The organism is Kribbella sp. NPDC051936 (assembly GCF_040680955.1).
Taxonomy (GTDB): domain Bacteria; phylum Actinomycetota; class Actinomycetes; order Propionibacteriales; family Kribbellaceae; genus Kribbella.
The window spans coordinates 261,039-273,981 of record NZ_JBFAXS010000002.1; the positions used below are offsets into that span (position 1 = coordinate 261,039).

The 12,943-nt window shown below is 69.2% G+C and carries 8 protein-coding genes; 7 read left to right on the forward strand and 1 reads right to left on the reverse strand.

Annotated elements, in window-relative coordinates; translation table 11 throughout:
* The first annotated feature begins 2 nt into the window (after positions 1-2).
* From AB0L64_RS06890 to AB0L64_RS06910, 5 genes are read left to right on the forward strand one after another with little or no spacing between them, the layout of a single operon-like run.
* Positions 3-1,718, forward strand: coding sequence for an ABC transporter substrate-binding protein (locus tag AB0L64_RS06890; protein WP_363708561.1), 1,716 nt, complete (start codon positions 3-5; stop codon positions 1,716-1,718).
* Between the two features lie 33 nt (positions 1,719-1,751).
* Positions 1,752-2,756 (forward strand): ABC transporter permease, encoded by a 1,005-nt coding sequence (locus AB0L64_RS06895; protein ID WP_355692103.1) that lies wholly within the window; start codon positions 1,752-1,754, stop codon positions 2,754-2,756.
* 3 nt (positions 2,757-2,759) lie between these two features.
* Complete coding sequence (locus tag AB0L64_RS06900) at positions 2,760-3,689, forward strand: ABC transporter permease (RefSeq protein WP_363708563.1); 930 nt, start codon at positions 2,760-2,762, stop codon at positions 3,687-3,689.
* A complete protein-coding gene (locus AB0L64_RS06905) occupies positions 3,673-4,662 on the forward strand; it encodes an ABC transporter ATP-binding protein (protein ID WP_363708565.1) in 990 nt (329 codons plus the stop codon). The genes AB0L64_RS06900 and AB0L64_RS06905 overlap by 17 nt, the downstream gene beginning before the upstream one ends.
* The gene (locus AB0L64_RS06910) at positions 4,659-5,681 is read left to right on the forward strand and encodes an ABC transporter ATP-binding protein (RefSeq protein WP_363708567.1); all 1,023 of its coding nucleotides are present in this window, start codon (positions 4,659-4,661) and stop codon (positions 5,679-5,681) included. The genes AB0L64_RS06905 and AB0L64_RS06910 overlap by 4 nt, the downstream gene beginning before the upstream one ends.
* Positions 5,682-5,706: 25 nt before the next feature.
* Here the strand turns inward: AB0L64_RS06910 and AB0L64_RS06915 are convergent, their stop codons facing one another.
* The gene (locus AB0L64_RS06915; RefSeq protein ID WP_363708569.1) at positions 5,707-9,324 is read right to left on the reverse strand and encodes a GH116 family glycosyl hydrolase; all 3,618 of its coding nucleotides are present in this window, start codon (positions 9,322-9,324) and stop codon (positions 5,707-5,709) included.
* Positions 9,325-9,458: 134 nt separating this feature from the next.
* Between AB0L64_RS06915 and AB0L64_RS06920 the strand changes: the two genes are divergently transcribed.
* Complete coding sequence (locus tag AB0L64_RS06920; RefSeq protein ID WP_363708571.1) at positions 9,459-10,832, forward strand: MFS transporter; 1,374 nt, start codon at positions 9,459-9,461, stop codon at positions 10,830-10,832.
* Positions 10,833-10,943: 111 nt separating this feature from the next.
* Positions 10,944-12,935 (forward strand): heparinase II/III family protein, encoded by a 1,992-nt coding sequence (locus tag AB0L64_RS06925; RefSeq protein WP_363708573.1) that lies wholly within the window; start codon positions 10,944-10,946, stop codon positions 12,933-12,935.
* Positions 12,936-12,943 lie beyond the last annotated feature (8 nt).

The window sequence follows — 12,943 nt, forward strand, 5'->3', positions numbered from 1 at the left end:
CGATGAGGGGCATCACACGCATCGCCGTCGCCGCCCTGGCGGTCGGCGCACTGACCGCCGGATGCGGCGGTGGCGACAAGCCGATCGGGAACGCGGCGTCGTCCAACCCGTCGTCGTCGAGCAGCAGCGGCGGCGGGTCCACCGGCGAGCACAAGAAGGGCGGCACCGTCACGATCGCGAACGTCGGCGGGCAGACCTGGCCGTGCCAGTTCAACCCGTTCAACCCGGCGGTCAACCAGGTCGCGCTCGGCTTCGTCTACGAGCCGCTGACGTTCGTCAACGTGCTGAAGGCCGGCGCCACCACGCCGATGCTGGCCACCGCGTTCACCTGGTCGCCGAAGAAGGACTCGATCGACTTCACCATCCGCGACGGCGTGAAGTGGAGCGACGGCCAGCCGTTCAGCGCCGACGACGTCGTCTACACCTTCAACCGGATGAAGGAGCAGCCCGCGCTCGACCTGTACTCGCTGTGGACCGGCGCCGGCCTGACCAGCGTCACCGCCGCCGGCAACAAGGTCACCTTGAAGTTCAAGTCCGCGGCCGAGCCGTACTTCTTCAACTTCGCCGGCCAGGTCGGCATCGTGCCGAAGCACATCTGGTCGACCGGCGAGGCCGCCTCGAAGCCCGCCACCTGGACGAACACCAAGCCGATCGGCACCGGGCCGTTCACCGTCGAGTCGTGCAGCCCCAACAACATCTCGTACGTCGCCAACGGCAGCTACTGGCAGCCGGGCAAGCCGTACGTCGAGAAGGTGCAGTACCCGGCGTACCTGGACAACAACCCGGCCAACCTCGACCTGGCCAGCGGCAAGGCGCAGTGGGGCGGCCAGTACATCCCGAACATCGACAACTTCTACAAGGCGAAGTCGCCGGAGAACAACTACTGGTTCCCGCCGACCGCGAACGTCGCGCTGGTCCCGAACAACGACCCGTCCCGCCCGGCGACCAGCAAGCTCGAGGTCCGGCAGGCGATCGCGTACGCGCTCGACCGCGAGCAGATCTCGAAGATCGGTGAGAGCGGGTACCAGCCGGCCGCGAACCAGACCGGTGTGGTGACGCCGACCTTCGACAAGTACTTCGACAAGGACGCGCTGGCCGCGGCCGGGTACGACAAGCCGAACCCGGACAAGGCGAAGCAGCTGCTGCAGACCGCCGGGTACTCGGAGTCGAACCCGCTGAAGCTGAGCGTCATCACGGTCACCGGCTACACCGACTGGGACGCGTCGCTGGCGGTCGTGAAGCAGCAGCTCGCGAAGGTCGGGATCGAGCTGACGATCCAGGACCTGCAGCAGCAGTCGTACAACCAGAAGCTGTACACCGGTGACTACGACCTCGCGTACTCCAGCCTGTCCGGCGGCCCGACTCCGTACTACGAGCTGCGGCAGCTGCTGTACTCGAAGAACTCGGCGCCGATCGGCAAGCAGGCGAACAGCAACTACTCGCGCTACATGAAGCCCGAGGTGGACAAGCTGTTCGACCAGTACGCCGCCGCGGACCCGGACACTCAGGTCAAGCTGATCAAGCAGATCTCGTCGTACATGATCAAGGACGTGCCGCTCATCCCGACGACCGAGTCGGTCGACTGGTACCAGTACAACACCAAGGACCTGGACGGCTGGCCGACCCAGGACAACCCGTACGCGCAGCCCGCGCCGTACAACATCCCCGACGTCGGCCAGGTGCTGACCAACCTGTACTCGAAGTCCGCCCAGAAGTAGTGAGGATCTGACAAGCGTGAGCACGAGGAGCTGGTGGGAGTGCGATACCTGATACGACGCCTCGGGTTCTTCGTGCTCACGCTGTGGGCGGCGATGACGCTGAACTTCTTCATCCCGCGGATGATGCCGGGCAGCCCCGAGGAAGCACTACGGCAACGGCTGAGCAAGGGCGGCGCGGTGGTGACGCCCGAGCAGTTGCGGACGGTCCTGGCCGAGTTCGGTTTCGACCCGGACAAGAACATCATCTTGCAGTACGGCGAGTACCTGAGGTCGATGGTCACCGGGCACTGGGGCGTGTCGATCGGCAGCAGCCTCGGCGTCCCGGTGACGACGCTGATCGGCGACGCGCTGCCGTGGACGCTCGGCCTGGTCGGTATCGCGACCGTGCTGGCGTTCGTCATCGGCACGCTGATCGGCACCGTGGCCGGCTGGCGGCGCGGCGGCCTGATCGACGGGATCGTCCCGCCGGTGTTCATCGTCACCTCGGCGCTGCCGTACTTCTGGGTCGCGCTGCTGCTGATCTCGCTGTTCGCGATCGGCAGCAACCCGATCCTGCCGAACGACTTCAACTACGACCAGGGCCTGACGCCGGCGTTCACCGGGGAGTTCGCCTGGAGCGTGATCAAGCACGGCATCCTGCCGGCCGCGACGATCCTGATCACCGCGGTCGGCGGCTGGATCCTCACCATGCGGAACAACATGGTGACCACACTGGCCGAGGACTACGTCCGGATGGCCCGCGCGAAGGGCATCCCGAACCGCAGGATCATGTTCGGGTACGCCGGGCGGAACGCGTTCCTGCCCAACCTGTCCGGGTTCGCGATGTCGCTCGGCTTCGTGATCTCCGGAACGATCCTGGTCGAGTACGTCTTCAACTACCCCGGGCTCGGCTACATGTTCTACAACGCGACGGTGAGCACCGACTACCCGTTGCTGCAGGCCCTTTTCCTCCTGGTCACGCTGGCGGTGCTGATCTGTGTCCTGCTCTGCGACTTCGCGGTCTTCCTGCTCGATCCCCGAGCCCGGACGAAGGGATAACCGATGAGCGCAGTCGTTGCCGGTGCGTCGGCCCCGGTGTCGGGTGCGGCCCGCCGCCCGCGTGGTGGTCTGTTCCGCGCCATCCTGCACAACCGCAAGGCCATGGTGGGGGCGGGTCTGCTGCTCCTGTTCATCCTGCTCGCCGCCTTCCCGGCGGTGTTCGTGCCGGGGGCGCACCACGATCCACAGGCGATCGGCGACCTGCCGCTGCAGAAGCCGTCCGCCGAGCATTGGCTCGGTACGACGGGACTCGGGCAGGACGTGTACGCCCAGCTGATCTACAGCACCCGGGAATCGCTGGTGATCGCAGTGGTCGCCGGCCTCGGCGCCACGATCCTGTCGGTGCTGATCGGCGTCTCCGCGGCATACCTGGGCGGGTTCGCGGACGACGGGCTGTCGATGCTGACCGACATCTTCCTGGTCCTGCCGACGTTCCCGCTGATCATCGTGCTGGCGACCTACGCCGGCAAGGGCAACCTGACCGTGATCATCATCGTGCTGATCCTGACCGGGTGGTCGTACGGCGCCCGGCAGATGCGGGCGCAGGCGCTGTCGCTGCGGAACCGGGACTTCCTGGAATCGGCGCGGGTCCGCGGCGAGCGGCGCTCGTACATCATCGTGGTCGAGGTGCTGCCGACGATGATCTCGCTGATCGTCGCGAACTTCCTCGGCGCCGCGCTGTACGCGGTGCTGACCGCCGCCGGCCTGCAGTTCCTCGGGCTCGGCGATCCCAACTCGCTGAGCTGGGGCACGATGCTCTACTGGGCGCAGAACCAGGGCGCCCTGGTGAACGGCCTGCCCGCGTGGGCGCTCTCGCCGGGCCTGGCGGTCGCCCTGCTCGGTGTGTCCTTCGCCCTGCTCAACTACGCGTTCGACGAGATCAGCAACCCCGCGCTGCGGCCGGTTCGGAGGCGACGTGCACGTCAACACTGAGAGCAGGCAGCTTCTTGAGGTCCGGGACCTGACCGTCTCGTACGACACCGGGGACCGCCCGGTCGTCGCGGTCGATCAGGTCGACCTCGACGTGCATGCCGGCGAGTTCGTCGGCATCGTCGGCGAGTCCGGCTGCGGCAAGTCGACGCTGCTGTTCGCGATCGCGCAGCTGCTGTCGTCGCCGGCCGCGATCACCGGCGGCAGCGTGAACTTCCAGGGGCAGAACCTGGTGACGATGACCGAGAAGCAGCTGTCCGCGTTGCGGTGGCGCGACTTCTCGGTCGTGATGCAGAGCGCGATGAACGCCCTGAACCCGGTGAAGAGCATCGGGGCGCAGTTCCACGACGCGATCATGGCGCACGACGAGACGGTCGGCGACGACCGCCCGGCCGAGGTCCTGCGGCTCGTCGGCATCGACCCGATCCACCTGCGCAGCTACCCGCACCAGCTGAGCGGCGGGATGCGGCAGCGGGCGATGATCGCGATGGCGCTGCTGTTCACGCCCGATCTGATCATCATGGACGAGCCGACGTCCGCGCTCGACGTGGTCGCGCAGCGGTCGCTGATGGTGCAGATCAAGGAGTTGCAGAAGCAGCTCGGGTTCGCGGTCATCTTCGTCACGCACGACATGTCGCTGGTCAGCCACTTCTCGGACAAGCTGGTCGTGATGTACGCCGGGCAGGTCGTCGAGTTCGGCGACACGCGCGCGGTGTTCGACGCGCCGCAGCACCCGTACAGCGCCGGGCTGCTCGACGCCTTCCCGTCGATCCGCGGGCCGAAGGTGCCGCTGACAGGCATCCCGGGCAGTCCGCCGAACCTGGCCGATCCCCCACCGGGCTGCCGGTTCCAGCCGCGCTGCCCGAAGGCGTTCGAGGACTGCCCGAAGATCGCCCCGGACCTGTACCAGGTGGGCGGCGGCGGCCAGGCTCGTTGCCTGTTGCACGTACCTGATCTCGTACGGGAGGCGCAGTGACCACCGCCGACATCTCCCAGGCGGAGACCGTTTCCACCGCCGCGGCGCCGTTGCTCGAGGCCAAGGGACTGACGCGGCACTTCCGCGTCGGCCGCGGGTTCTCCCGGCAACTGCTGCACGCGGTCGACGACGTGAACTTCTCGATCGGCCGGCAGGAGATCGTCGCGCTCGCCGGCGAGAGTGGGAGCGGCAAGAGCACGATCGCGCGGCTGCTGGCCGGGGTGTACCGGCCGACGGGCGGCGAGATCTTCTACCAGGGGCGGGCGATGTCGACGTACCGCTCCCGCAAGGACCAGCTGTCGTACCGCGGCGACGTACCGATGGTGTTCCAGGACCCGTTCAGCTCGCTGAACCCGGCGTTCCGGGTGTCGCACGGTGTCCTGCGGTCGCTCAAGCTGCATCGTGGGTCGTTGTCGCGGACGCAGCGCTTCGAGGAGGCGGAGCGGGTCATCGAGGCGGTCGGGTTGTCGCCGGCCGGTGACATCATGCAGCGGTACCCGTACGAGTTGAGTGGTGGCCAACGGCAACGGATCGGGTTCGCGCAGGCGCTGGCGCACAAGCCGAAGCTGATCCTCGCCGACGAGCCGGTGTCGATGCTCGACGTGTCGATCCGGATCGGGCTGCTGAACCTGATGGCGGAACTGCGCAGCTCCGAGGGCGTCTCGTTCCTCTACATCACCCACGACATCGCGAGCGCCCGCTACGTCGCCGACCGGTTGATGATCATGTACGCCGGGCACGTCGTCGAGACCGGCCCGACCGAGTCGGTCCTGCAGAACCCGAAGCACCCGTACACGGATCTCCTGCTGGGCGCCGTACCGGATCCGCGCGCACCGTTGACGACCGGCATCGAGGGCGACACCGGCGAACCTCCCAAGGTCATCGACCCCACCCCCGGCTGCCGCTTCCGCTGGCGCTGTCCCCTGGCCGTCGATCGCTGCCACGTGGAAACCCCGGTCCTCCGCACCCTGGGCAAGAACCACCAAGCCGCCTGCCACGTCGCCACGCCTGATACCTGATGCAGATCCTCTCCTCGCTGCCCTCTCAGCTGACGGTCACCTCCAGCGCCTCGCCCGGTGCGACAACCACCGACCGTCCGAGTGTGACGGCCGCCCGGTTGCCGTCAGCAACTACCCGCGCGGCCACCCGCTCCCGCCCCAGTCTGACCTCGACGTGGTGGGCCGGCTTGGTGGTTTCGAAGGACAGGGTGTTGAGGGTCAGTCGGCCGTAGCGGATCTCGACCGACGCCGACAGCGTGCCGGGTGTACGGCGTTGGCTGTACGAGCCCCAGCCCTCCGCGGCGGTGAACGCGCAGCGGAAGTTCTCCGGGTGGATGCGTGGCGCGAAGCCGAGGTGGCCGCGGGGGCCGTGGTACTCGTAGCCGCAGGCGGCCAGGTAGACGCCGTAGCCCATCATCGCGCGGGCGTAGTGGTCACTGGCCTCGATCTCGTTGTAGGGGTTGCGTTTCCCGGCCGAATACCGCTCGTACATCGCCCGGGTGACGGCGAGGGCCTCCTCGGTCATGCCCTCGGCGAACAGCTGCGCGGCGAACTGGTACTCCTGCCCGGTCCAGACCTCGTTGAAGTACATCAGCCCGTGCGTCTCGGACGACCCGCCGCGCGGCCATGTCGCCATGATGACGCCGCTCTCGCCTTCGGTCGCGTAGACCCGCCCGACCCCGATGCCCGGCGGCCGGTACGTCCCCGGATCCGCCCGGAAGTTGGACTCGTACAGCCGACGCAACGCCGTCCGCGCCTGACCCGCCGGGAACACCCGCGGCAGGCCGAGCTGTGCCGCGTACGTCTGCCCGTACATCTGGTCGACGAACAACCCCCGGTTGCTGTTCTCCGCCGCCGGATGCGCCGGGTCGACCTTCTGCACGTAGTACCCGTACTCGTCGTTCCACAGTGTCGTGGACAGGTACGCCGACCCGCGCTCGGCGATCGCCGTGTACCGGGCAGCGCTCGCCGCGTCACCGACCTCGCCGGCCATCGCGGCGGCCGCCCGGAGCGCGGCGACGTACAGCCCGCTGATCCACGGCACCTCGCCGAACCACTCGGTGTCGAGCGTGTTCCACTGGCTGCCGCGGAAGATGCCGTCCTCGTCCGGCCCGTCCCGGTGCGTCACCAGGAACTCGACCGCCGTCCGCACCCGCGGCCAGACCCGGCGCAGGAACGCCGAGTCCTTGCTCATCTGGTGCTCGCGGTAGATCCGCAGGATCGTCCCGGTCTGCCCGTCCGCGAACGACGTCGACGCGTCGCCGGCCTCGCCGCGGTTGCCGATCTCGCCGGTCGGCCGGAACGCGATCCCGAGGTCGACCCGTTCCCGGGTGTCGCGCTCGAGCGCAGGGAACAGCCGTGCGATCGCCTGCGCGTAGTTCCACACGTGCTCGCACGTCCCGGCGCAGCAGTACGTCCCCTCCCACGCGTAGAAACGCCCGTCGTCCCAGCGGTAACAGGTGCTCGTCGCGAGCGTGGACGCGGTTGCGAGGGTCCGTTCGAGGAACCAGTGCGGCAGCGTCGAATCGTCGTACCAGGTCTGCACCCAGAGCTTGGTGTCGCGTTCGAGGCGCTCGGCGTGTGCAGCCAGGTACGACACCACGTCGCGCGCGGAGGTGAACCGGGTCGCGTAGTGCCGGCGGAACGTCGAGGCGCCGACGAGCTCGGCGAACAGCTCGCGCTCGGGGTTCGGGAAGAACCACCCGTAGGCGAACCGGATCGTCCGCGACTCCCCTGGTTTCAGCGTCACGGTCACGGCAACGGTCCCGGCCTGCGGCCCGTCCGATTCCGCCGGCGCCGCGCCCGAGTCGAAGAGCGCGTCGACGGAAGACCACTCGGCGATCGACGGCCGGACCATCCCGCCCGGCGTCAGCGCCGCAAGGGCAAACGTGCCGCCGTCGGGACGGTCCGCCACCGGCTGCCGGCGGATCGGGCGGTCGCTGAACAGGATCCGGTCCACGTTCACATGACCCCAGCCGCCGGTATTGGCGTCGACGATCTCCAGATGCGCCGTCTTCCCGGCGTACGCGCCCACGTCCATCGACACCGCGGTCAGCGGCTCGATGTCCGTCCCCGCTGTCGAGGCCACGACCTGCCCGTCGACCACGACGTTGAGACACGTCTCGCCCTGGTGGTGGCCGCCGCCGACCCAGGCCGTGACGAACCGCCGCTCGATCACGAAGTCGCGACTGGTGAGCGAGCCTGTGTACCGATCCGGGTCGCCGGTGCCGCGGAAGTTGTACGACGTGACGAACCGCCCGCTGACGTTCAGCTCGGTCCGCACGCCGAACGGCCGCCGGAACCCGTCGGGCGTCTCGGCGGCGGTCACCGGGCCCGCGCCGAACGCCTCACCGGCCACGGTCCACCTGTCGTACGTCGGCTGGTCCCAGGTCTCGAACACGATGTCCGGCCGGTCCGTGAACACGATCGCGTCACAGCTGAGGTGACCCCACGCGCCCGTCGATGCGTCGACGATCTCGATCCGCGCCGTCCGTCCCGCGTATGCTCCGACGTCCAGCATCTGCGCCACCAACGGCTCGCTCTCGGCACCCGTCGCGGTGGCCACCACCTGCCCGTCGACGACCACGTTCACGCACGTCTCGCCGGGATGACGTCCGCCGCTGACGCCGACCGCGACGTAGCGGCGTTCGATCGTGAACTCGCGGCTCGTCAGCTTCCCGACCGGGCCGTCGTACCCGCCGCCGCGGAAGTCGTACGACGTGACGAAGCGCGTCCCCGACACGTTCAGATCGCCGAAGCGCTTCATCAGGTTCGGTACGTCGAGCGGCCGCACCGGGCCGGTGCCGAACGCGTCGCCGGTGACGGTCCACCCGTCGTAGGTGTCCTTCTCCCAGTCTTCGAAGACGATGTCGTCCTGCACCGAGTCGTCGTCGACAGCGCCGAACTCGAGACCGCCCCGGAAGCCGCGCGCCCGCAACCTGGTGGGCTGGCGGAAGCGGCTCTCGATGCAGACCGGGTTCTCGGCGTACCCGAGCAGCGTCGCCCGGACCGGATCCGGCGACGTGTTCCGCAGGGTGAACGCCATGATCGTTGCCGGCAGCGTCGAGTCCGCCGTGGACAGCGGGACGAACGGCGAGAAGGCCTCCAACCGTACGGACACCGGGCTGTCCGCGTCGCCGTACGTGACCCGGCCGATCGGGTACGAACCGGTGAACTCGACGTCGGCGAACCCGGTCGCGTCGACGCGGCGGGTCGTGGTCCGGCCGCGCCTGGTCGTCCGGAGCGCGAACCCCTGGCCGAACCGCCCGGCGCCGGGCTGGTCGGCCGACAGCGGCTCGGCGTAGTTGTGCCCGGAGAAGTCTGCCCCGCCGAGCGGGAACGACGTCGGGTTGAAGATGTCCCACGCCCACAGCCGCCCGTCGCCGGCCAGGTAGACCTGTCCCGTCGTCCCGCCGCCGACCGGCATCCCGATCCTCGGCAGCGCGGCACCGGTGTACGACGTCGCCGTACCGCGGTCGAACAACACCGCCGGATCACGGCGCGGCGGCGCGGCCAGGGCGGCGAGCGCCTGACCGGGAACGGCGAGCGCACCGACCGCGCCGGCGCCGAGAGCGATGAACGTCCGGCGACTCAGCTGGGCCCGGGGACAGTCACCGGCACAGGATCTGCTGGCACAGCCGGGCGGAAGATCCTGCGTGGTCATTCGGTTCTCCTTCACGGGCGGAGGCGGGAGAAATCGATTTCCGACACCGTAGCCAGCGGCTTGGTCGAGGTCAACGGGTGCCGGCCGGAGAAATACTGTTCGACGCACATCGAACAAGGTCGTAAGGTGGCCGTATGCCCTTGGAGCACCGCCGGTCGGTCGTCGCACTCGCGCTGATCGCCTCGTTCATGGTCTTCGTCGACAGCACGATCGTGAACGTCACCCTCGCCCAGCTCGCCACCCACCTGCACGCGTCCCGCGCCGAGCTGGAGTGGTCGCTGAATGCCTACACCTTGTCGTTCGCGGCGCTGATGCTCGGCGCCGGAGCGATCGCGGACACCCTCGGCGCGAAGCGGGCGTTCCTCGCCGGGCTGCTCGTGTTCACGCTGTCGTCGGCTGTCTGCGCGGCGGCCGGTTCGATGCTGATGCTGAACCTCGCCCGGCTGGTCCAGGGCGCGGGGTCCGCGCTGCTGCTGCCGAGCGCACTGGTCCTCGCGACCGCGTCCGCGACCGACGAGCACGCACGCCACCGCCTGGTCAGCTGGTGGGCCGCGGCCGGCGGCGCCGGGATGGCGGCCGGGCCGTTGCTCGGCGGCGGCCTGGTCGCGCTCGCGGACTGGCGCGCCGTCTTCGCGGTGAACGTCGTGATCGGCATCCCCGCCGCGCTCTGGGCGTGGCGTTCGATGCCGGCCGTCGAGCGGCGGTTCCGGCGGCCGGATGTCGCCGGGATGGCCACCGCGACCGCGTTCATCGGCGGCCTGGTGTTCGCGCTGATCGAAGCTCCGGCGCGCGGCCGGCTGGACCCGGCCGTCATCGGCGCGGTCGGGATCACCCTCGCGGGTCTGGTGAGTTTCGTCCTGGTCGAGCGATCCGTCCGGTCGCCGCTGCTGCCGTTGAAGCTGTACGCCGAGCGCGGCTTCGCGACCGCGGCGCTGCAGGGCACCTTGCTCAACTTCGCCTTCTACGGCGTGCTGTTCACGATGAGCCTGCTCCTCCAGCAAGGGCGGCACCTCAGCGCCCTCGTCACCGGGCTGCTCTTCCTGCCGCTGACCGGCCTGATCTCGATCGCCAACCTGTGCTCCGCGCCGCTCACCCGCCGCCTCGGCAGACCGGCCGTGCTCGCGATCGGCCAAGCGGTGCTCACCGTAGCGCTGCTCGCCCTGGCCTGGGCGAGTACGTCGCCGGCGGTGTGGCCGATGGTGCTCGCACTCGTCCCGATCGGGTTCAGCTCAGGCCTGCTCGTACCGACCATGACCGCACAGTCGATCGCCGCGGTCGAGTCCGGCCTGCACGGCGCCGCGTCGGCTGCGTTCAACACGTCCCGGCAGATCGGCGGGGCGATCGGTGTGGCGACGTTCGGCCCACTGCTGGGCACCGCGCACGATCTCGCCCGCGGCTTCGTCACTTGCGCGCTGGTCGCCGCCGCCGCGAGCATCGCCGGCCTGGGCGTCACCGCGTTCGGCCGCCGGACCCCGGTTCTCGTACCCTCGACGGCAGCCGATTCGTGATCGGCGACGCGCTGGAGGAAACTGCTCGCCGGGGTACGAATCGGACAAACCGGGGGCCGGGCGCAACCAATCGGCGGGCACCGAGCGTCTAGCAGGTGGAGAGGGGGGCGAGTGGCGCAGCCGAACAGGCGGTTGGGTACGACCGTCGCGCTGACGCTTGCCTGCGTCCTGGTCTGCGGTGTCGCCTTCGCCGGCGCGGTCTTCGTGCTGATGCCGGGCGCCCGCAACCGCCCCACCGCCGCGTCCGCCGACGGATCGCCGGCCCCGGGCAGCCCGCCGCCCAGCCCGACAGCGAGTCCACGGCCGTCCGTCCCCGACACGACCTCGAGCGAGGAGCCGCTGCCCGGTGTCGACACACCGGCCACTCCCCCGCCGTCGACCCCGGTCGCGAACACCGGTACCTACGAGTGCCCGGGCTTCAGCGGGATCCAGTCCGGCGTTCCGCTGCCGATGCTGCTGCAGGACACGTTCGCGTGGGGCGACGACCCGCCGTACAAGGTCGGCAACGGGAGTGGCGACGTCAACTGGCGTTCGAACCCGTACCAGAAGCCGAGCTGGTACATGTGGCTGCACTCGCTGCGCTGGCTCGGCAACGGCATCGAGGCCGGGCAGCGCGGTGACCGCAAGGCGCTGCGGCACGTGCTGGCGATCATCCACGACTGGGTGCAGGACAACCCGTACTCGTGGAAGGGCGACGTCGGCGCGTGGGAGGCCACGATGCACCGCACCAACGTGTTGCTGTGCGCCCGGCAGGCCGTACTCACCGGGATGCGGGTCAGCTCGCTGCCGACGCAGTACGCCTGGCTCGACAAGGCGCTCGTGGACCACGCGCAGTTCATGATCGTGAACTGGAGCGGGTCGTCCAACCACGGGACGGACGAGAGCATCGCGCTGTTCGGCGTGGGCTGCACGCTGAAACGTCCGGAGCTGAAGAAGCTCGCCGTGGACCGGCTGACCCAGGCGATCACGACAGCGATCGACCCGCAGGGGTCGACCAACGAGCAGTCGGTCGGGTACGCGATGTTCAACTACCTGTTGTGGGGCCGGGCGACGACGACCCTGCAGCGCTGCGGCGCCAACCCCGGGCAGGTGATCGCCCAGCGGCGCGCCGCGTTGTCGGAGTGGCTGGCGCTGGCGACCAAGTCGACGGGCGAGCTGCAACAGGTCGGTGACGCCGTCCGGCAGAAGCCGACCGGTGCGGCCGGGACCGCGCTCGACTACGTGGCCTCGCTCGGCAAGCGCGGGACGAAGCCGTCCAAGCGGGGCGCGGTCTACGACGCCGGGTACATCTTCGGCCGGACCGGATGGGGCGAGACCCGGCCGTTCGGGCAGGAGTCGACGTACAGCATCCGGTACGGCGTCGCGCGCACGCTGCACGGTCACGACGACCACATGTCGATCACCTACTCGTCGCACGGCCACGACGTGCTGATCGATCCGGGACACTCCGGGTACAAGCTCGACAAGTGGCAGGCGTGGTCGAAGAGCCAGGCCGCGCACAACGTCATGACGATCCCGTCGGCGGAGACCGTGAGCGTGCCGACGCAGCTGGTCCGCGCGTCGATCACGCCGACCTGGGAGTCGTACTCGCTCGCCGACTCGCCCGCGCCGGGCGTGACCCGCAAGCGCGACGTCCTGGTCCTCAAGGATCCGGACCTGGTCATCACGCTCGACCGCGGACAGGCGACGAGCACCCAGCGGTACGAGACGCTCTGGCATCTGGCGCCGGACCAGAAGGTGACGGTCCAGTCGCCGACCACTGCGATCGCCACCGGCGGCAAGGCGAAGACCTACCTGCTGCAGATCCCGTACCAGCAGCAGCCGCCCGCCGACGGCATCACCGTCGTCCAAGGCCGGCAGGATCCGGTCCAGGGCTGGTACTACCCCGACATCTTCCACCGCGAGCCGGCCCCCGTGGTCAAGTTCAACCGCAACGGCAACGCCGCGACCGTCCTCTCCGCGATCGTCCCGGCCAACTCCACCGAGACCGTCACGTACAAGACCCGCACGGTCAGCGGCATGTTCTTCGTCGACCTGACCGTCGGAACCCGCAAAACCACCATCCGCATCCAGCAGGACGGCCGCCTTACCCGCATCAGCTGAGCGCGGTC